Raw genomic sequence first — 20,927 nt, 5'->3', positions numbered from 1 at the left:
ACAGAGCAGACAGGAGCTTTCGGATGACTGACTCGAACCTATCTTTCTTCGGCAGGGTCTCGCTTGCCATGGGCACCTTCTTCGCCATCCTTGGCAACCGCGAACTCGCGGCCGGTGTCAAGCGCCTGCGTGACGGCGAGGGATTCGCCGCGGCGCCGGCGCCCGCGCCTGTATCAGCACCTGCTCCCGCCCCGGTGGCGGAGGCTGCCGCACCCGTGCTGAAGGAAGCCAGCCCGGTGGCGGCGCTGCAGTTGCTCGGACTGCTCCAGCGCGATGCACGCTTCATCGACTTCGTCGAGGAAGATATCGCGCGCTATTCCGACACGGAGATCGGTGCCGCCGCGCGCCTGGTGCACGATGGCTGCCGCGGGGTGCTGCGCGAGCATTTCACCATCCGGCCGGTGCGCGAGGAAGCCGAGGGCAGCCGTGTCACGCTGGCCGACGGCTTCGATGCCACCGCCATCCGCCTGACCGGCAACGTGGTAGGCAGCGCGCCGTTCCATGGCAGCATCAGCCACCGCGGCTGGAAGGTCGAGGAAGTCCGCCTGCCGCGCGTGGCCGAACGCCATGACGCCACCGTGATTGCCCCCGCCGAGGTGGAGCTTTGATGAGCGAAGCACGCTATGCCATCGGCATCGACCTGGGCACCACCCATAGCGCGGTCTCCTACGTCGACCTGGCCGCCAGCGATGGCGAGAAGACCAGCCAGCGCGTCCTGCCCATCACGCAGCTGACCGCGCCGGGGGCCGTCGAAGACCTGGACCTGCTGCCCTCCTTCCTGTACCTGCCACACGCCAGCGAACTCGCCCCGGGCGACCTGGCGCTGCCGTGGAACGCCGCGCGCGACTTCGCCGTGGGCGAGCTGGCGCGCAGCCGCGGCGCGGCCACGCCGATCCGCCTGGTGTCGAGCGCGAAGAGCTGGCTGTGCCATCCCGGCATCGACCGCCGCGCGCAGGTCCTGCCCAACGACGCACCGCCCGAGGTGACGCGCGTGTCGCCGCTGGAGGCTTCCGTGCGCTATCTCACGCACCTGCGTGAAGCCTGGGACCAGGCCCACCCCGAAGCGCCGTTTGGCGAGCAGGACGTCACCGTGACGATTCCCGCATCGTTCGACCCGGCCGCACGGGAGCTGACGGCCGAGGCGGCCGCCGCGGCCGGCTATGCCCGCATGACCCTGCTCGAGGAACCCCAGGCCGCGCTCTATAGCTGGATCCAGAAAAGCGGCGGCCAATGGCGCAAGCAGGTCAAGGTCGGCGACATCATCCTCGTCGTCGATGTGGGTGGCGGCACCACCGACCTTTCGCTGATCGCCGTGATCGAGCGCGAAGGCAACCTTGAGCTGCACCGTATTGCGGTCGGCGACCATATCCTGCTCGGCGGCGACAACATGGACCTGGCGCTGGCCCACGTGGTGGCGCGCAAGCTGGCGGCCCAGGGCACGCAGGCCGATCCGTGGCAACTGCGCGCGCTGACCTATGCCTGCCGCGCGGCCAAGGAAACGCTGCTGACCGACCCGGATACCGATACCGTGCCCCTGGTCGTGCCCAGCCGCGGCTCCAGGCTGATCGGCGGCTCGATCCGCACGGACCTGACCCGCGCCGAGCTGACCCAGACCATCCTGGAAGGCTTCTTCCCGCAAGTCGAGGCCTCGGCCCGCCCGGTGAGCCGCGCACGCGCCGGCCTGACGCAGCTTGGCTTGCCCTATGCGCAGGATGCGGCCATCACGCGGCACCTGGCCGCGTTCCTGGGCCGGCAGGTGGCGGCGCTGGCCGAAATCGAAGGCTTGCAGAGCGCACAGCCGGAAGGCGCGACCTTGCTGCACCCGACCGCCGTCCTGTTCAACGGCGGCGTGTTCAAGTCCGGCCTGCTGGCGGACCGCATCCTGCAGACGCTGAACGGCTGGCTCGCCGCGGAAGGCGCTGCCCCTGCCCGCCTGCTTGACGGCGCCGAGCTGGACCTGGCCGTGGCACGCGGCGCCGCCTATTACGGCTACGTGCGGCGCGGCAAGGGGGTGCGGATTCGTGGCGGCACCGCGCGCGCCTACTATATCGCCGTGGAATCGTCGATGCCCGCCGTGCCTGGCTTCGAACCGCCGATCCAGGCCCTGTGCGTGGCGCCGTTCGGCATGGAGGAAGGCACCGAGGCCGCGCTGCCGCCGCAGGAATTCGGCCTGGTGGTGGGCGAACCCGTGCACTTCCGCTTCTTCGGCTCGTCGGTGCGCCGCCAGGACCAGGTCGGCACCCTGCTGGACTACTGGGGGCCGGAGGAACTGCAGGAGCTGGAAGAAATCCAGGCGACCCTGCCGGCCGAAGGCCGCACCGCGGGCGAAGTGGTACCGGTCAGGCTGCATGCGCGGGTGACCGAGGCCGGCACCCTGGAACTCGAAGCCGTGCCCGGCGGCAGCGCTGAGCGCTGGAAGGTCGAGTTCGATGTGCGCGGCAGCGCCGATGCCTGAGCAAGCGGCCGGGCCGGCGACGAAGCAATACGTCGTCGGCATCGACCTCGGCACCAGCAACACCGTCGTCGCCTACGCGAAGGCCGGGTCCGACGATATCCGCGTCTTCGATATCGACCAGCTGGTCAGCCCGGGCGAGGTCGCGGCCCGTCCCCTGCTGCCCTCGGTGCGCTACCACGCGGCACCGGGCGAGCTCAGCGGCGACGACCTGCAACTGCCCTGGCAATCCGCCGCCAGCGCCGCCGCGCGCCGGACCGTGTTCGGCCGCCTGGCGGCCACGCTCGGCGCGCAAGTGCCCGGCAGGCTCGTAGCCAGCGCAAAGAGCTGGCTGTCGCATGCTTCGGTCGACCGCACCGCGGCCATCCTGCCTTGGGGCGGGGATGACGATCTCGACAAGATCTCGCCCGTCGTCGCCAGCGCCAGCTACCTGGGCTATGTGTGCGCGGCGTGGAACCACCGTTTTCCCGATGCGCGGCTCGAGGACCAGGACGTGGTCCTCACCGTGCCCGCCTCGTTCGACGAAGGCGCGCGCGCGCTGACGCTTGAGGCGGCGCGCCTGGCCGGGCTGCCCGCGCTGCGCCTGCTCGAGGAGCCGCAAGCCGCGCTCTACGACTGGCTGTTCCATCATCGCCAGAGCCTGGACACGGACCTGGCGCAAACCCGCCTGGTGCTGATCTGCGACGTGGGCGGCGGCACCACCGACCTCACCCTGATCCGGGTGGACATGCAGGACGGGCAGCCGCAGCTGACCCGCATCGGCGTGGGCAACCACCTGATGCTCGGCGGCGACAACATGGATCTTGGCCTGGCGCATCTGGTCGAGGCGCGCCTGGGCGCCGGCGGGGCCGCGCAGCCGCGGCTGTCGGCGGCCGGCCTGTCGCAGCTGGTCGCGCGCTGCCGCGCCGCCAAGGAACAGCTGCTCGGCGCGCAGGCGCCGGACTCGGTCGCGGTGACGCTGCTGGGCGCTGGTGCCAGGCTGGTCGGCGGCGCACGCTCGGTGGAAGTGACGCGGCAGGAGGTCGAACAGCTGATCGTCGACGGCTTCTTCCCCAAGGTGCCAGCCAGTGAAAGGCCGGGGCGCGCACGGGGCGCGATTGTCGAGTTCGGCCTGCCGTATGCGTCCGACCCCGCCGTGACCCGGCACGTTGCGGCGTTCCTGAGCCAGCATGCGGCGCAGTCGCGGGCGGCACTGGACGCACCACAGGCGCCGGCCGATGCCTTGCCGATGCCCGATACCCTGCTCCTCAACGGCGGCGTATTCAGGGCGCAGGCGCTGGCCGGCCGCATCGCCGACACGCTGGGCACGTGGCGCGGCGCGCCGCTGCAGGTCCTGCACAACGACAATCCCGACGTTGCCGTGGCCCGGGGCGCGGTCGCGTATGCCCGGGCCCGTGCCGGGCAGGCCCCGCGCATCGGCGGCGGCTCGCCGCGCAGCTACTTTCTGGTCCTCGATGATGGCGCGTCGGGGCAGCAAGGGATCTGCCTGCTGCCGCGCGGCACTGAGGAGGGCCACGAGATTCACCTCAGCGACCGCACTTTCGCCTTGCGGCTCGGCCATCCGGTGCAATTCCACCTGGCATCCTCCGTCGCCGACACGGCCTATCAGCCCGGTCAGCTGACCGACCTGTCGGCGGGCGACTTCATCCGCCTGCCGCCGATCGCCACCGTCGTGCCGCCGCGCGGCGCCAGCGGCCCGCGGGAAACGCCGGTGCAGATCACCGCCTCGCTGACCGAGGTCGGCACGCTCGAGGTCCACTGCATCGACATTGCAGATGCCTCGCAGCGATGGCGCCTTGAGTTCCAGTTGCGTGGCAATGACACCCAGGCGGCACCGGCGCCCGATACGGCACACCCGTCCCTGCCCCAGGCCCTGGAGGCGATTGACCGCACCTTTGGCGCGCGCTTGCAGGACGTCGGCCCCAAGGAGGTCAAGCGCCTGCGTGCGCAGCTGGAACAACTGCTGGGTGCGCGCGAGCAATGGGACAGCGCCGTGCTGCGCGAGCTGTTCGGCGCCTTCTGGGAACGCGCCCGGCGCAGGCGGCGCACTGCCGACCATGAACGCCTGTGGCTGAACCTGGCCGGCTATTGCGTGCGCCCGGGATTCGGCTATCCGCTCGACGAATGGCGCGTCGGGCAACTCTGGTCGCAGTACGACCAGGGCATCCAGTACGTCAACGAAAGCCAGAACTGGTCCGAGTGGTGGACGCTGTGGCGGCGCGCGGCAGGCGGGCTGGACGAAAGCGCGCAACTGCGCCTGCTGGAAGACATGGCCTTCTACCTGCAGCCACCCGGCAGCACCCGCTACAAGAAGCCCGCCGGGCCCGCCAGGGGCGGCTATGCCGATATGGTGCGCCTTGCCGGCTCGCTCGAGCGCATTCCCGCCGACGCCAAGATCGAACTGGCCGAATGGCTGCTGGCCCGGCTGCGCAAGCCATCCGAAAACAGCCAGGGCTGGTGGGCCGTGGGCCGCATCGGCGCGCGCCGGCCGTTCTACGGCAGCGCGCACAGCGTGGTGCCGGCCGGGACCGCCGCCCAATGGGTGGACGCGATCCTGGCCCTCGACTGGAAAAAGGTCGAGCCGGCAGCGTTCGCCGCCGTGCAGATCGCGCGCATGACCGGCGATCGCAGCCGCGACCTGCCCGACGAGATCCGGGCAACCGTGGTGCGCCGGCTGGAAGCCGCCAACGCGCCGCCAAGCTGGATTGCCATGGTGCGCGAAGTGGTGGAACTCAATACCGCGGACGAGGGGCGGGTGTTTGGGGAGGCGCTGCCCGCCGGGCTCAAGTTGATCGCGGGGTAGCAGACCAGCGCGAATCGACTGGCAGGCGCCTCATTTGCCACTTATCTGCGCCAGCCAGGCCGATGATCTACGATGACGGTAGGCTCCTTGCCTGCCCCACTCGTGAAGCCATCAGCGCCCCGCCCACTCCTCCCAATCCTGGTCGCCGCCATCGCGCTGGCCTTGCCCTGCTCGATCACCGCCGCCGACGACGCCTTTGCCCCGCAGCGCGCCGACATGGTCAGGGAGATCGCCGCGGTCGCGGCAGCGGCCGCCGCCCAGAGCGGCAGGCATGCCATCGACCCGCGCGTCATGGCCGTGATGGGGCAAGTGCCTCGCCACGAGTTTGTGCCGGACGCGCAGAAGCCGCACGCCTATGAGAACCGGCCGCTGCCGATAGGCCATGGCCAGACCATTTCGCAGCCGTACATCGTCGCCCTGATGACCGACCTGATGCTGGTCAAGCCTGGCGACACCGTGTTGGAAATCGGCACCGGATCCGGCTACCAGGCCGCGGTGCTGACCGGGCTGGCGCGCGCGGTCTATACCATCGAGATCATCGAGCCGCTGGGACGGCACGCCTGCGACCGCCTGAAGCGGCTGGCCTACCGGCAGGTGGCGTGCAAGGTGGGCGACGGCTACTACGGCTGGGACGAACACGCGCCCTATGACGCCATTGTCGTCACCGCGGCGGCCAGCCACGTGCCGCCGCCGCTGATCCGGCAACTGAAGCCAGGCGGGCGCATGGTGATCCCGGTGGGCGCCCAGTTCCTGACGCAGTACCTGCTGCTGGTCGAAAAGTCCGAGGACGGCACCGTTTCCACCAGGCAGATCCTGCCGGTCAGGTTCGTGCCGCTGGTTGGCAAGCACTGAAGCGCGGCACATCAGCCCGGCCAGCTGACGCCATGCCACGCCCCCCGCTGTTCGCCCTGGCCTTGCTCTCTGCCGCCGCGCTGGGCTACGAGATCCTGCTGATGCGGCTGCTTTCCATCATCCAGTGGCATCACTTCGCCTACATGATGATCAGCGTGGCACTGCTGGGCTATGGCGCGGCGGGTGCGCTGGTGGCGCTGGCGCAGCGAACGCTGGTCCGCCATTTCGTGCCAGTGTTCGCGGGCGGGGCCCTGCTGTTCGGCGTCAGCGCGATGGGTTGCTTCGCCCTGGCCCAGCACGTGGCGTTCAACCCCCTGGAGATCCTGTGGGAGCCATCGCAGCCGCTGCGCCTGTTGCTGATCTACCTGCTGCTGTTCGTGCCGTTCTTTTGCGCCGCGACCAGTATCTGCCTGAGCTTTTCCCGCTTCACCGGGCAGGTTCCGCGCATCTACAGCTTCGATATCCTTGGCGCCGGGCTGGGCTGCCTGGGCATCATCGTGGCGCTGTTCGCGCTGCATCCGGTCGATGCGCTGCGGCTGGTCGGCATGGCAGGCATGGCGGCGGCGGCGCTGGCATGCGTGGAATGCCGCTGGCACCGGCCCTGGCTGCCGGCGCTGCTGCTGTTGGCGGCAATCGTTCCGGCCGGTGTGCCAGGTGACTGGATTGCGCTGCGGCCGTCCGAGTACAAGGAGCTGAGCCAGGCCCTGCGCATCGGCAACGCGCGCGTGGTGGCGCAGCGCTCGAGTCCCCTCGGCCTGGTCACGGTGGTCGAGAGCCCTTCGATCCCGTTGCGGCACGCACCCGGGCTGAGCCTGAATGCCAGCCAGGAGCCGCCAGCACAACTGGCCGTATTTACCGATGGCGACGGGCTCAGTGCGCTCAACCGCCATGACGGCCGGCGCGAACCGCTTGCCTACCTGGGCGACCTGACCTCTGCCCTGCCCTACCACTTGCTGCGCAATCCGAAGGTGCTGGTGCTGGGCAGCGGTGCGGGGGCGGACGTGTTGCAGGCGGTCTATCACCAGGCCAGCGCGGTCGATGCCGTGGAACTGAATCCGCAGGTGATCGACCTGGTGCAGGACCGCTTCGCTGCGTTTTCCGGCAAGCCGTACAGTGCCGCCGGCGTGCGTGTCTTTGCCGGCGAGGCGCGCGGCTTCCTGGCGGCCAGCACGGCACGCTACGACCTGATCCAGGTGGCCCTGCTGGATTCATTCAGCACCTCATCGGCCGGACTGTACGCTCTCTCCGAGAGCTATCTCTATACCGTTGAGGCCTTCCAGGGCTACCTGCGCCATCTTCGGCCCGGCGGCCTGCTTGCGATCACGCGCTGGGTCACGCTGCCGCCGCGCGACATACCCAAACTGCTCGCCACCGCCGTGGCCGCCATGGAAGGCGCGGGCGTGCCCGATCCGTCCCGGCGGCTGGCACTGATCCGTGGCTGGAAGACGGCCACGCTGGTGGTCAAGAACGGGGAATTCAGTGCCGCGGACCTTGCCGCCCTCGCCGACTTCTGCCGCGCCCGTTCCTTCGACGTCGAATACTATCCCGGCATCCAGCCCGGCCAGGCGAATCGCTACAACGTGCTGGACCAGCCCTACTTCTTCGACGCCGCGCAGGCCCTGCTCGGCCCCGAACACGACCGGTTCCTGTCCCGCTACAAGTTCGATGTGCGGCCCGCCACCGACGACAGGCCGTATTTCTTCCATTTCTTCAAATGGCGCACGCTGCCTGAACTGCTGTCGCTCAAGGCGCAGGGTGGCCTGCCCTTGCTGGAATGGGGCTATCCGGTGCTGGTGGCGACGCTGCTGCAGGCCACCGCCCTGGCATGGCTGCTGATCGTGGTCCCGCTCTGGATTCTGCGGCGGCGCCCCCGGCCGCAGCCCGCCGCGGGGCCTGGCGGCAATGGCGCAGCCGTGCGGCGCTTGCCCGAATGGCGGGCCGGCTTCTACTTCCTGGCGGTCGGCCTCGGCTTCATGTTCGTGGAGATCGCCTTTATCCAGAAATTCATCCTGTTCCTGAGCCACCCGCTCTACGCGGTCGCGGTGGTGCTGTGCGCCTTTCTCTGCTTTGCGGGACTGGGTAGCCGATACGCCCAGCGCATGCCCGCGCGCGCTGGCGATGACCGCGGCCGGCGGCAGGCGGCGCTGGCCGTCAACGGCATCTGCGTGGCCGCGCTGGTCTACCTGGCGGCGCTGCCGACGGTGTTCAGGCTGCTGATCGGGTTGCCGGACCCGGCCAGGATAGGTGTCTCAGTGCTGCTGATCGCGCCGCTGGCGTTTCTGATGGGAATGCCGTTCCCGCTCGGCCTGGCCCGGGTCGCGGCGCGCGACGAAACGCTGGTGCCCTGGGCATGGGGCATCAACGCCTGCGCCTCGGTGGTGGCGGCGGTCCTTGCCACGCTGGTCGCGATCCATGTCGGATTCACCGCGGTGGTGCTGCTGGCGCTGCTCCTGTACGCTGCCGCGGCGCTTGCGTGCCCATGAACCGGGGCCGGGATCGATCTCGCATGCCATGGCTGCGGGTCACCCCGTGCTAGGATGAATGCCCGCCCGGCAGAAAGACGCCCAATCGGCCCATGACCACCCTCTACACAACCCTCGGCGTGGCACCGGACGCCACCCTGGACGAGATCAAGCGCGCCTACCGCCGCGCCGCGATGAAGTGGCACCCCGACCGCAACCTTGGCCGCGAGACTGAGGCGCATGCGGCATTCCAGGAAATCCGCGACGCCTACACCATTCTCTCCGATGCCGGGCAGCGCCAGATCTACGACGAGGTATTCGAGCGGGAGATGCGGCGCTGGCAGGCCGAGCGCGAGGCCCAGGAAGAGCAGGAGCGCGAGGCGCAACGCGAGAGCCAGCGCATCGCGCAGGAACACTACGAGAAAATGCTCGGTATCGCGATGCGCTTTGCCGACGACGGCCACAACCGCGACGTCATCTTCGGCGTGCTGCTCGGCCGCGACTGCGAGGCGGAACTGGCGTCACGCATCGCGGACAGCATATGGGCGCTGCAGGAGTCGCGGCGGGCAAGTGCGCGGGACGCGCACGCGCCGGACACCGAGGCCGCCCAGGCGCCCGACGGGGCGGCAGCGTCAAACCCCGACGAGGAAACGCGGCCCAGGCGTCATGCCGGCGCCTTCGATTCGTTCTGGCACGGCTTGTTCGGCATCCGCTCCTAGATGTCGGGGGCGACCAGGAGCCCGCTTTTCACCGTATGGATCAGCGCAAGGCGATCTTCAACCGCCTTGCGCAGGACTTCGCGTCCCCTGAACGGATCCGTCAGGTAACTGGCGTACTGGCTTGCCCGAATCTGCACCTTGAGATGCATCGTCGTCGGTCCACTCTCCGGCCATGTCACCAGGAACGCCGGATGGCTGTCCGCGCACTCAACGAAAGCAGCGTCAGGGGACGGGAAACAGGAGTCGGCGCCCTGGGCAAGGAACTGTAGATCCTTGTCCTTGAACTCGTAGGTTGCCATTGCTTACTCCCATCGCGCGAAGCCGGGCCCTCAGTGAATCTGCATCCCGCGCATGGCATGAATCCGGCCATGATGCTGCGTCAACGCCTCATACTGGCGCTGCAGCGCCGCGCTGGCCTCTGGCGGCAGCGGCTTCATCATGACGGACTGATACTCGCGCCTGGCGGCATCTTCCTCGTGCTCGCACATGCCCAGCACGGCGTCGTCGTTGTTCGGCGACAGCATGTGGCGGAATGCCATCCAGCGGCGGTACAGCATGCCATTCATGCTGCCCCGGTCAGCTGGCGCGCCGCCCATGGCGCTGACCATCGACTGCAGTTCCTTCACCGACGCCCGGTACGATTCCGCGGTGCTGGTCAGAATGTCGCGCAGCGCTTCATCGCGCACTTCGCTGGCTCCGCTCATGCAGGCCAGTTCGCTGTCCTTGCCAGCCTCGATCAGCTGGTTCAGCGCCAAGACAGCTTGTTGCTGGTTGTTGCCCATGGAATTCTCCCAATTTGCATGCCAGCGATGCGCAACTTCGGCGCAAGTCGCCAGGTCTCGCCAACGGACGGACCGCCACGGCGCAACCGGCCGCGAGGGGAACGTCGGAGACGCCATCAACATGAATCAGCCGGTTCGCGCCGGGCCCCATCTGCCTGCCCGTTCAGAGGCAAGGCGTGATTCCATGATAGGAGATGGCTGAACCTCGCTTCAGCCCTTGCCCAGGATTGCCATTGCCTTGTTCGCATCGTCGAGCGAGTCCACCGACACGTACGCGACAAACTGTATCCCGATGACGGAGGCAGAGAATCCGCGCAGGTTGATTCCGCCTTCCGCCAGCTTTCGGGTCAGTTCCGCCACGATGCCGGGCCGGTCCCCGCCCATGATTCGCACCGAATGCAGGCTGTGCGTGACGTTGAAGCCGACCTGGGCAGCGGCACGGATTTCCCTGTCATTCTGCAGCGGTGTCACGAACACGACACCCTTGCCGGGGTCCTCCGGCGTGCGGCGCGCAATCGCGAATTGCAGGTCCGCACCGGCATCGCGCAAGGTCTCCAGTACCTCGGCGAGGCCGCCGGGACGGTCCGGTATGGTTGCCGCCCACACGTCCACGCGTTCCACGAGAAGATCGTTGGTCATTGCTCATTCCTCCAATGCCCTCCTACGAATCTAGCTCATGGCGGCCGCCAGGCAAGCTCCGGGCTCGGCGGACAGCGGCAGGGCGAATTCCTGGAAACTCCCCGTGCCCGGACTTAATATGGACTAGTCGTTTCAGGCAGCTATCGCAGGATAGTGGCACCGACCATCCCTGGATGGATGCCATGAAAGTGAAGGGGGATCGTCATGTCTGAAGGCAAAGCGCCACGCCATGCTGCCCAGCAGGAATTGGCCGATGTGTCCGAGGCCGAAATCGCGGTCCATTGGCCCGAGGAAGACTACGTCCCGCCGGCCGGCCAGTTCATTGCGCAGGCCAATCTGACCGATCCCCATATTTTCGAGCGCTTCTCCCTCGAACGTTTCCCCGAGTGCTTCAAGGAGTTCGCAGACCTGCTGGACTGGTACAAATACTGGGAAACGACCCTGGATACCAGCAACCCGCCTTTCTGGCGCTGGTTCGTCGGCGGCAGGATCAACGCCTGCCACAATTGCGTGGATCGCCACCTCGCTGCATACAGGAACAAGACCGCGATTCATTTCGTGCCCGAGCCGGAGGATGAGGCGGTGCATCACCTCACCTACCAGGAGCTCTTCGTTCGCGTCAATGAGCTGGCCGCCCTGCTGCGCGAGTTCTGCGGCCTGAAGGCCGGTGACCGCGTCACGCTGCATATGCCGATGGTGGCCGAACTGCCCATCACCATGCTCGCCTGCGCCCGCATCGGCGTGATTCATTCGCAGGTATTCAGCGGCTTCAGCGGCAAGGCCTGCGCCGAGCGCATCGCGGACTCCGAGAGCCGGCTGCTGATCACCATGGACGCCTATCACCGCGGCGGTGAATTGCTCGATCACAAGGAAAAGGCCGACATCGCCGTGGCAGAAGCCGCCAGCGCCGGTCAGCAGGTCGAGAAGGTCCTGATCTGGCAGCGCTACCCGGGCAAGTATTCCAGTGCCGCCCTACTGGTGAAGGGCCGCGATGTCATTCTCAATGACGTGCTCGCCGGGTTCCGCGGCAGGCGTGTCGAGCCCGAGCCGATGCCGGCGGAGGCGCCGCTGTTCCTGATGTACACGAGCGGCACCACGGGCCGGCCCAAGGGCTGCCAGCATTCCACTGGCGGCTATCTGTCCTATGTGGCGTGGACCTCTAAGTACATCCAGGATATCCACCCCGAGGACGTCTACTGGTGCATGGCCGATATTGGCTGGATTACCGGGCATTCCTACATCGTCTATGGCCCGCTCGCGCTCGCCGCTTCGTCTGTCGTCTATGAAGGCGTGCCGACCTGGCCCGACGCCGGCCGGCCCTGGCGTATTGCGGAAAGCCTTGGCGTCAATATCTTCCACACCTCGCCCACCGCAATCCGCGCGCTGCGGCGCAACGGGCCCGACGAGCCGGCGAAGTACGACTGCCATTTCAAGCACATGACCACGGTGGGCGAGCCGATCGAGCCCGAAGTCTGGAAGTGGTACCACCGTGAAGTCGGCAAGGGCGAGGCGGTGATCGTGGACACCTGGTGGCAAACCGAGAATGGCGGCTTCCTCTGCAGCACGCTGCCGGGCATCCACCCGATGAAGCCCGGCAGCACTGGCCCGGGAATCCCGGGCATTCATCCGGTGATCTTTGACGAGGAAGGCAATGAGGTCCCGGCCGGCTCGGGCAAGGCGGGCAACATCTGCATCCGCAATCCCTGGCCGGGCATATTCCAGACCGTCTGGAAGGATCCGGACCGCTACGTGCGCCAGTACTATGCGCGCTATTGCAAGAATCCCGACAGCAAGGACTGGCACGACTGGCCGTATATGGCGGGCGATGGCGCAATGCAGGCGGCGGACGGCTACTTTCGCATCCTTGGCCGCATCGACGACGTGATCAATGTTTCCGGCCATCGCCTCGGCACCAAGGAGATCGAATCCGCAGCACTGCTGGTGCCGGACGTCGCCGAGGCGGCGGTGGTGCCGGTGGCCGACGAGGTCAAGGGCAAGGTACCTGATCTCTATGTATCGCTCAAGCCGGGACTGTCGCCCTCCATCAAGATCGCGAACAAGGTCTCGGCCGCGGTGGTATCCCAGATTGGCGCGATTGCGCGTCCGCATCGGGTCGTGATCGTCCCCGACATGCCCAAGACACGCTCGGGCAAGATCATGCGCCGCGTGCTGGCGGCGATCTCCAACCACCAGGAGCCTGGCGACGTATCCACGCTTGCCAATCCGGAGGTCGTCGAGAAGATCAGGGAGCTGGCGACATAGGACGGCACTCCTGCCGGCGGCTCCCGGCACGCCGCTCACTTCCGCTCATCGGCACCCCCTGCCCCGAGCGCCTCGAGCAGCGGCCGCAAGGCATCGAGCTCCGCGCCAAAGCCGCTCCAGTCCCCCGCCTTCAAACGCTCGACGGCGCGGTCATAGTGCGCGAGTGCTTCGCGCGCGCGGGCGTTCGCTGCGCCCTGCGCCGGAATCGCCGCCGGCGCGGATTCCTTGAACAGGGCCGCAAGCGCTGCGCCCAGGGTGTCCTCCATGACCACGCGATCGCCATAGGCGGCGATCACCCGCTTGAGTTCGGGCAACTGGCCGGACTCCGCACGCAGGTAGAGCGGCGAGACATAGAGGATGGAGTTCTCGATCGGCACGACCTGCAGATGGCCGCGGATGACGCGCGAGCCCATCTGGTTCCACAGCGAAATCTGCTGCGAGATCTCGGTATTCTGCTGGATGCGCGCCTCGATCTGGAACGGCCCGTAGACCAGCTTTTCCTTGGGGAAGGTGTAGGCGACGAGCTTGCCGTAGTTGGGGGGATCGGAGCGCGCAGCCAGCCAGGCGATCATGTTCTCGCGCTGGCTCGGCACCATCGGCAGCATCAGGACGAACTCGGCGCGCGGTTCGTCCGGCAGCCGCAGGATCATGTAGTAGGGCATCATCCGCGCGGCGGGCGTGTTCCCTGTGCTCATGCCGGTCAGCTGGCGAGGAAACTCCCACAGATCCTCGCGGTTATAGAAGACTTCTGCCGCATCCATGTGGTAGGCGCGGTAGATCCGCGCCTGGATCAGGAACAGGTCCTCAGGGTAGCGGATATGCCGCTGCAGGTCCTGCGACATGGCGCCCAGCGGCCTGAACATGCCCGGGAAGATGCGCTGGTACACCTGCACGATCGGATCGGCCGGGTCGCTGGTGTAGAAGTCGACCGTGCCGTTGTACGCATCGATCACGACCTTGACGGCGTTGCGGATGTAGTTGGCGCCGCCACCGGTGCCGGGCTGCGAATAAGGGAACCAGCGGCTGGTAGTGTAGGCGTCCTGGATCCAGTAGAGGCGACCATCGCTCACGACCACATAGGGGTCATGGTCGAGGCTGAGGAACGGCGCAATCGTGCGCACGCGGTTCCGGATATTGCGATGGAGCAGGATGCGGCTTTCCTGCGTGATGTAGCCGCTCAGCAGGATATTGGGATCGCCGAGATGCCAGGCGAACAGGGTCCGGCGCGCAATGCCGCCGATTCCGATGCCGTCGCGCCCGCGATAGGCCGTATAGACGTTGTCCTTGCCCTTGGGGTAGTCGAACTCGGGCACGCTGCCTTTGACGATGACATAGCCTTTGCCGCCTTCACCGAAATAGAGGCGCGGCTCCTGGATGACCGGGCCGCCGTCGGAGAGCGGGGGAATGTCATGCAGATAGAGTGAGGGCAGGCCTTCGGCGGATTTCTCGGTGACCGGCGACATCACCACGCCATTGCCATGGGTGAACAACAGATGCAGGTTCACCCAGGTCTGGGCATTGGCCGGAATCAGTGCTGGCTCAAGCTCCCGCGCCGACAGCATGACCTGCTGGTAGCCAGCGCCGAGCTGGTAGCGGTCGATGTCCGTCGCGAGGAACTTGTAATAGGTCCTGATCTCCTGCAGCTGCGCATAGGTATCGCGCAGCGGCTGCAGGTCCCACAGGCGGATGTTGTCGATGGTCGGCCGATTGGCCTGAAGCGCGGCGAGATTCACGTTCTGTTCGACCGGAAACGGCTTTACCTCGATCTGCGTCAAGCCATAGGCCTCGCGCGTCAGCGCAATATTGTGTTGGAGATACGGTGTCTCGAGTTGCAGCTCGTTCGGCTTGACATAGAAACGCTGGAACAGTGCCGGCCAGATCGTGCCGAGCACGATTGCGCTACCGACCACCAGCAGCGCCGCGGCCGCAGGCACCCGGTAGTCCCGCCAGCGCATATTGGCCCACGAAGCGGCGGCAGCCGCGGCAGCCAGGCCGACTTGCAGCCACAGGACCGGCAGCCCGACATGGACATCGGTATAGCTCGCGCCGACCACGACGCCGTTGTCGCCGTAGAGCAGCATGAAGCGGTCGAGCCAGTAGGACCACGCCTGCAGCGCGAAGAACAAGCCGAGCAATGCCGATCCATGGGTAGCGGCCGCCGGCGAAAGCCCGCGCGGCGACCGGACCAGCGCGATGTCGCCGCGCAAGCCATAGACCACGCCGGCAAGCACTGCGCTGCAGCCCAGCAGCAGGAGCAGCCAGTTCCTCAGTGCAAGATACGCCGGCAGCGTGAAGAAATAGAAACCGATGTCCTTGGCGAAGATCGGATCGGTCTTGCCGAAAGGCACCTGATGGAAATAGCGCAGCGCAATGGCCCAGCTTGACAGTTCACCGACGGCCATGAGCAGCCCCACCAGGACGGCGACGCCGGCAATGGCGGCGCGCCAGGGGACGCGCGCCGCAATCTCGCCAACCGGCTGGCCCAGGACCTCCGGCCTCCAGGCCTGCGCCTGGCTCGCGCTGCGGTGCGCCAGCCAGCCCGATAGCCAGAGCGCGCCTGCCGAAACGGCGAATACGGCAAGGAACAGCAGCGCCTGGGTGAGGAAGATCGTGCGGAAAACCCCGGCGTAGCCAACCGAGGCAAACCACAGCCAGTCAACAACGAGGCCGGTGACGCGACTGACGGCGATCAGCGCGACGATGACGGCAACAACCCAGGTCGCAAGGCGTCCCAGGCGCGTGGCGTCCCTCGCTGGCGAGCGCATCGATCATGCTCCTTTGCCGCACCGTCGTCCGTGACCCGGCTACTCGGGCTGCCTGCCCATATCAGCATATATGCGTTCGCTGCACAGCGCACGGGGTACGCCACCCTGGCCCGGCCGTGGCGTCGTTGGCGAGCACCCATTCACCCTGCCCGGCCTGATGTGAGCATATGATTCTCAAAATTCAACCAATCCAGGAATAGAATTACAATCTCCGGCGACATTGAACGACAATTCGCATGCCTGTGCTCCGGCCCGCAAATATCATGGACACGTACCCAGAACAAGACCAAGGTGCCTGCCATGCCGACCGGATCCCCCCTGACTGCCGCCCCTCCGGCAACTCTCCCGCATCTGCCCCCGCCAGCCGCGCCGCTCGACCAGCTGGCGCTCGACCTCGAGGCCACCTTCGCCCACAGCGCGCGCATGGTGGCCGGCCACATCGCCACGCACCTGCCGGACACCGACACGCTGCTTGCAACACTGCCGCCAGGCGCCCTGCTCGGCAAGCCGGATTGCTATGCCCGCCACCTGGTCCATGCCGACCCGCTGGAGCGCTTCTCGGCGATGGTGCTGGTCTGGCGCCCGGGCCAGGCCAGCCCCGTGCACGGCCATCGCACCTGGTGTGCCTACCGCGTGCTGCGCGGCACGCTGAGCGAGCAGCACTACCGGTGGGATCCCGCCAGCCGGCAGGCGCGCCATGCCAACACCGTCGCGCGCACGGCCGGCGATACCTTCAGCGTGCCGGCCGGGCTGCAGCATATCCATGCGCTGGGCAATGCCAGCGACGAGATCGCCGTGTCCCTGCACCTCTACGGCGTGCACCGCGACCACATTGCCACCGGCGTGAACCTGCTGGTGCCGACCGCCGACGCCTAGGTCTTGCCGCGCGTAGCCGCGCCGCATGCGGGCGCCGGCCCACCCTCACCTGAACCGCTACGCGCCATGGACCGCTACGACAAACAGATTCTCGCCATCCTGCAGGAAGACGCCACCGTGCCGGTGGCAGAGATCGGCGAACGCGTCGGCCTGACCTCGACGCCATGCTGGCGCCGGATCCAGCGGCTGGAAGACGCCGGCCTGATCCGCAAACGCGTGGCACTGCTCGACGCCGACAAGCTCAATGCCGGGGTCACGGTCTTTGTCTCGGTCCGCACCAGCCAGCACAACGTGAAATGGCTGGCGCAGTTCCACGGGCTGGTGGCATCGATCCCGGAAGTGACCGAGTTCTACCGCATGGCCGGCGATACGGACTACCTGCTGCGCGTGGTGGTGCCGGATATTGCCGCCTACGACCGCGTCTACAAGAAGCTGATCCAGGGCGCCGAGCTGGCCGACGTCAGTTCCAGCTTTGCGATGGAGCAGATCAAGTACACCACGGCGCTGCCGCTCGATTATGCGTAGGCCGGCACCGGCCAGCTAAGCCACGTTCGCGCTGCCACCGCCGATTAGCGTGGCACCGCACCGGGTGCGGTCCCCATGCAGTGCTGCGGGTTGCCCATCGACATCCATGCCGGAACTCGCGTCAACGACCGGCTACGTTGTACATCGCAGGCAGTGTGGAAGGCTTGTGTCACTGCTCGGTCCAACGCGCCTGGTCCCAGTTGCTGGCAAAGTAATGAAGTATTTCGCGACATGCGAAGAGGCCCGCATGCTCGTGGAGGTAGTCAAGCTCAGCGGCTTCCAGGCGGTCGATGGGAAGCCCACTCGCCCAGGCATGAATCCCAGTATCATCCGTCCCCCAGGGGTTGGTGAGGGTAACTCCCTGAGCAAGACTCTTAGTGCCGACGTATCCGAGGGCGTTGCCATCGGGCTTGTTTCGTTGGCTCGCATTGTCAGTTCCTTTGACTGGACGCTGATGTTTCCTTCGCTTCATTCGCAACTTCCTCCACGTCCCATGACTTAGACATGGTGGTTGCCGTCTTCAATGCCAGGCCTGGCATCCGGGCCGTTCGGCACACCGATGAACTCGTCGGCATGGGGACGCGCATATGGGTCGTTGGGTGTGGGCCTGCACGCCGCCTCAATCTCGGGAGGCCACACGGGATCGCTGCAAGTTACCAGCGTGAGCCATCGGAATGTCGCATCCAGCAAGATCATCGGCAGGAAGATCAGATCACCAGCAGACCTGAGGTCGCCCCTGCAGATCTTGAAGCCCTCCCAAAAGCCCTCTCGTGGAGCCCAAAAAAACTTCGGTTCAGGCAGGTTGGCGGGACCGTCTTGCATATAACGTCGGTAGTATTCCCACTGCTGCTGGGCCTGTTCCAGCGTGAACATCTGCTGCCCGAGAACGAAGGCACGAACCACATTACCGTCCGCGTCCAACTTTGCCGATTTCATCGGCGACTTCGCTGGACGGCCTATCGATGTACAAGCGGTGCTGCAACTGCCATGTTCCAGGCGGTCTTCCCTTCTCGCGAAAGTAAAGTGGAATGCGTTCATCCTTGGTCGGGAGCTTCATTTCTTGGCATCCTCGCTAACCTTAATGTCAAGTTGAAGAAACTCTGCCCATTCCTTCTCCATGGTGGTGTAGCGTTCGCCATTCGCTTGCTTGCTGAAATGGCAGCGCGTGGCCCATTTGAGCGTGGCCGGGTCGTCCAGGATCGCGATCCCCACGTTCACCGCGAAGAGTACGACCAGGAGAGGCCAAACCGGAGTGCCAACGAGAATTAGTTCTGCAGAGATAAGCCCGGCGGTGCTGGTGTCGCTTACTCTTGTCCAGCACGGCTTCATAGGGCGCCCAAGCCGCATCGCCGGCTGCCTTTTTCCTCGCAAGGCGAGTCGCTTCACGCTCCGCATCTTCGCGCTTCCATCGCTCGGCCGTCGCTTTTCCATTAAACAGAACCGACATGAGTTCGTAAGCCGGAAATCCATCCGGCGTGGTCTTCATGCGCTCAGCCTCGGCCGCCGCGGCCTCCGCCTCTTTTGTGTGCTGCGCCTCGGCGCTGGCCCGGATGTTCGATTCAAGACGATCCAGCAAAAAGTCCGTAGACTGATCCCAGATGACCGCGTTGTTCGCCTTCGGGTGCATCTTGGGACTGGTCAGGATGCTCAGGTCCTCGATAATCGCCAGCGGGTCGTTGCATGCCAGCATCAGTGCCTTGCCGGGCGAAATCTGCTCCATCCGATCCGCAAGCATCGAACCGCTTATGGGGCCAATCGGAGCAATCTCGCCCAGGTTAATGGCGGGCATATCGGCAATCCCGCGCATTGACACTTGCTCACATTGCGTGGCTCGCGAGCGACGCCACGGCGCGCACAGAAGCGCTTGTGCCAGCGCTTCCGTCCGCTGACTTGGCGATCGCCCGGCGGAGACCGGCGGCGCCTGAGCGAAACGATATAGCGGCAGTGTGTTTGGGCCAGATCCGGCACCGGCGGAGCGCCCTCGCGGACACTAGGAAAATGCTGATCAGTGAGCTGGCGCAGGTAATCCAGACCTCGGCATTCGTAATGTGAGAGAAGCAGGCCGCATTTCCCTAAGTGAACCTGAACGCCAGCGAAATAATGATCGGCCCCAGCACCGGCAGCAGCACGTTGGCAATGGCATAGGTAATGGTGTAGCCCAGCAACGGCACCGAGCTGTGGCTGGCGGCCAGGATGGCGCTGATCGCCGGGGTGCTCACGTGCTGCCCGGCAATCGCACCAACCAGCAGCGGGCCTTCGATCTTCAGGAGCTTGTGACCGATCCATAAGGACAGGCACGCCGGCCCCAGCGACACGGCCAGCCCGATCAGTGGCAGCACCGCGCCGTGCTCGCGGATCAGCGAGATCGCATCCGGCCCGGCGGACAAGCCGACGCATGCGACGAAAACCGCCAGGCCCAGGTCCTTCAGGATCTGCACGGCCGACCTCGGGAAGGTGCCGAGCGACGGCCTTCTTGAATTGATCCATCCGAACACCAGGCCGCTGAGCAGCGCCCCGCCCCCGCTGCCAAGCGTAATATGCATGCCGCCAGGGCTCAGGCTCAGGGTTCCCACCAGCAGGCCCGCCAGGATGCCCACGCACAGGAAGACCAGGTCGGTGACCTCGGTTGCCTTCGCTTCCACGCCGATTCCGGCAATGGCTTCGGACAGCGACGGCTCCAGGCCGACGATGGTGACCACATCGCCATGCTGCAGCGGCGTGGAACGCGTGATCGGCAGCGACATCCCCGAGCGCCGCACCTGCAGGATCCAGACTTCACGCAGACGGCGTGCGCCGGCCAGGCGGGCCAGTTCGCCGATGGTCTTGCCGTTGACCCTGGGCTTGTTCACGATGACCTGCTTTTCGACCAGCTGGATGGCATCCGTGTGGGCCTCGGGCAGCAGGACTTCGGGCCCGATCAGGGCTGCCGCCTTCAGCAGGTTGCTGCGGATCCCGACCATGGCCAGGATATCGCTGGCCTGGACCTTGTCGTCATCGCCAAGCTCGATACTGGTGCCGTCGCGCAGCACCTTGACGATAGACGCCCGGCCACCCACCTGTTGCTGCAGCTCGCTCACCGTCATTCCGGCGGCCTGGTGCACGGAATAAGCGCGCCCGATCAGGCGCGGCAGCGCGGGTTGCGTCGCGACGTCGTCCTCGGACGCGGCATCCATCTTCGCGGCGACTTCCCTGGCGGCCTTGCGCAGATCGATGCCCAGCAAGGCCGGCGCGATCTGGCTGGTGAAGAACACGATGCTGATCAGGCCGACCAGGTAGGTCAGCGTATATGCCGTGGCGATATTGGCCTCGTAGCGGCTCGCGGTGGCGGCGTCCAGGCCCAGGTGCTTCAGCGCCTCGGCGGCGGTGCCGACCACGGCCGATTCCGTCGCCGCACCCGCGGCCAGGCCGGCGGCGGTGCCGGGATCGAAGCCCAGGTAGGCCGCCGCACCGACGGCAATGGCGAGCACGACGATGGCTTCCACCACCGGCAGGACCATATAGCGCAGGCTCGACCGGTTCAGGTTGGCAAAGAATTGCGGCCCGCCGGAATAGCCCATGGCGAAGATAAACAACGCGAAGGCCATGTCCTTGAGCTCGCCGTGCATCTGGCAACCGGTCTGCCCCATGAACAGCGCGACGACCAGCGTGCCGCAGACTCCCCCTAGCTGGATCGGGCCCACGCGTGCCTTGCCGATGAAGTAACCCAGGCCCACGGTGATGAAGAGCACCATCAACGGGTTGCCTGCAAACAGATCAACGGAGCATTTCATAGAGGGGGCGCCGTTTGGGG

At 66.4% G+C, this 20,927-nt stretch carries 16 protein-coding genes and 1 pseudogene; 9 read left to right on the top strand and 8 right to left on the bottom strand.

What is annotated here, in order from left to right:
• Positions 1 to 23: 23 nt before the first annotated feature.
• The 6 genes from C265_RS06980 (at position 24) to C265_RS06955 (ending at position 9,288) form a co-directional block, all read left to right on the top strand.
• The gene (locus tag C265_RS06980) at positions 24 to 608 is read left to right on the top strand and encodes a DUF2760 domain-containing protein (protein ID WP_010811587.1); all 585 of its coding nucleotides are present in this window, start codon (positions 24 to 26) and stop codon (positions 606 to 608) included.
• Positions 608 to 2,455, top strand: coding sequence for an Hsp70 family protein (locus tag C265_RS06975; protein ID WP_010811586.1), 1,848 nt, complete (start codon positions 608 to 610; stop codon positions 2,453 to 2,455). Before C265_RS06980 ends, C265_RS06975 begins: the two co-directional genes overlap by 1 nt.
• On the top strand, positions 2,430 to 5,255 hold the full coding sequence (locus C265_RS06970; protein WP_010811585.1) for an Hsp70 family protein: 2,826 nt from the start codon (positions 2,430 to 2,432) through the stop codon (positions 5,253 to 5,255). The genes C265_RS06975 and C265_RS06970 overlap by 26 nt, the downstream gene beginning before the upstream one ends.
• Positions 5,256 to 5,327: 72 nt before the next feature.
• Positions 5,328 to 6,107: a protein-L-isoaspartate(D-aspartate) O-methyltransferase gene (locus tag C265_RS06965; protein WP_037023802.1), complete on the top strand. Its 780-nt coding sequence runs from the start codon at positions 5,328 to 5,330 to the stop codon at positions 6,105 to 6,107.
• A 32-nt stretch (positions 6,108 to 6,139) separates the two neighbouring features.
• Complete coding sequence (locus C265_RS06960; RefSeq protein WP_010811583.1) at positions 6,140 to 8,590, top strand: hypothetical protein; 2,451 nt, start codon at positions 6,140 to 6,142, stop codon at positions 8,588 to 8,590.
• A 92-nt stretch (positions 8,591 to 8,682) separates the two neighbouring features.
• On the top strand, positions 8,683 to 9,288 hold the full coding sequence (locus tag C265_RS06955) for a J domain-containing protein (RefSeq protein WP_010811582.1): 606 nt from the start codon (positions 8,683 to 8,685) through the stop codon (positions 9,286 to 9,288).
• Here the strand turns inward: C265_RS06955 and C265_RS06950 are convergent.
• The 3 genes from C265_RS06950 to C265_RS06940 form a co-directional block, all read right to left on the bottom strand.
• Entirely contained in the window at positions 9,285 to 9,587 is a 303-nt protein-coding gene (locus tag C265_RS06950) for a hypothetical protein (protein WP_010811581.1), read from the bottom strand. The genes C265_RS06955 and C265_RS06950 overlap by 4 nt on opposite strands.
• A 30-nt stretch (positions 9,588 to 9,617) precedes the next feature.
• Positions 9,618 to 10,070, bottom strand: coding sequence for a PA2169 family four-helix-bundle protein (locus C265_RS06945; RefSeq protein WP_010811580.1), 453 nt, complete (start codon positions 10,068 to 10,070; stop codon positions 9,618 to 9,620).
• 210 nt (positions 10,071 to 10,280) lie between these two features.
• Positions 10,281 to 10,709: an ACT domain-containing protein gene (locus C265_RS06940; protein ID WP_010811579.1), complete on the bottom strand. Its 429-nt coding sequence runs from the start codon at positions 10,707 to 10,709 to the stop codon at positions 10,281 to 10,283.
• Between the two features lie 204 nt (positions 10,710 to 10,913).
• On the opposite strand from C265_RS06940, the gene acs reads away from it, so the two are divergent.
• The gene (gene acs, locus C265_RS06935; RefSeq protein ID WP_010811578.1) at positions 10,914 to 12,971 is read left to right on the top strand and encodes an acetate--CoA ligase; all 2,058 of its coding nucleotides are present in this window, start codon (positions 10,914 to 10,916) and stop codon (positions 12,969 to 12,971) included.
• 35 nt (positions 12,972 to 13,006) lie between these two features.
• On the opposite strand, the gene C265_RS06930 is transcribed toward acs, so the two are convergent.
• Entirely contained in the window at positions 13,007 to 15,736 is a 2,730-nt protein-coding gene (locus C265_RS06930) for a UPF0182 family protein (protein WP_010811577.1), read from the bottom strand.
• Between the two features lie 300 nt (positions 15,737 to 16,036).
• On the opposite strand from C265_RS06930, the gene C265_RS06925 reads away from it, so the two are divergent.
• Complete coding sequence (locus tag C265_RS06925; protein WP_010811576.1) at positions 16,037 to 16,612, top strand: cysteine dioxygenase family protein; 576 nt, start codon at positions 16,037 to 16,039, stop codon at positions 16,610 to 16,612.
• 66 nt (positions 16,613 to 16,678) lie between these two features.
• The gene (locus tag C265_RS06920) at positions 16,679 to 17,137 is read left to right on the top strand and encodes an Lrp/AsnC family transcriptional regulator (protein ID WP_010811575.1); all 459 of its coding nucleotides are present in this window, start codon (positions 16,679 to 16,681) and stop codon (positions 17,135 to 17,137) included.
• A 15-nt stretch (positions 17,138 to 17,152) separates the two neighbouring features.
• Here the strand turns inward: C265_RS06920 and C265_RS31260 are convergent.
• The 4 genes and pseudogenes from C265_RS31260 to aspT form a co-directional block, all read right to left on the bottom strand.
• Positions 17,153 to 17,254 (bottom strand): annotated as a pseudogene (locus tag C265_RS31260) (PAAR domain-containing protein); the annotation flags it as partial.
• A 381-nt stretch (positions 17,255 to 17,635) separates the two neighbouring features.
• On the bottom strand, positions 17,636 to 18,073 hold the full coding sequence (locus C265_RS06910; RefSeq protein WP_010811574.1) for a DUF6708 domain-containing protein: 438 nt from the start codon (positions 18,071 to 18,073) through the stop codon (positions 17,636 to 17,638).
• Between the two features lie 148 nt (positions 18,074 to 18,221).
• Positions 18,222 to 18,944, bottom strand: coding sequence for a hypothetical protein (locus tag C265_RS32775; RefSeq protein WP_246840182.1), 723 nt, complete (start codon positions 18,942 to 18,944; stop codon positions 18,222 to 18,224).
• 265 nt (positions 18,945 to 19,209) lie between these two features.
• On the bottom strand, positions 19,210 to 20,907 hold the full coding sequence (gene aspT, locus C265_RS06900) for an aspartate-alanine antiporter (RefSeq protein WP_037023796.1): 1,698 nt from the start codon (positions 20,905 to 20,907) through the stop codon (positions 19,210 to 19,212).
• Between the last annotated feature and the right edge of the window lie 20 nt (positions 20,908 to 20,927).

Origin of the sequence: Cupriavidus sp. GA3-3 (assembly GCF_000389805.1) — a bacterium.
Lineage (GTDB): Bacteria > Pseudomonadota > Gammaproteobacteria > Burkholderiales > Burkholderiaceae > Cupriavidus > Cupriavidus necator_D.
The sequence above is the reverse complement of the archived record's forward strand: the minus strand, read 5'-3'. Positions and strand labels throughout refer to the sequence as shown.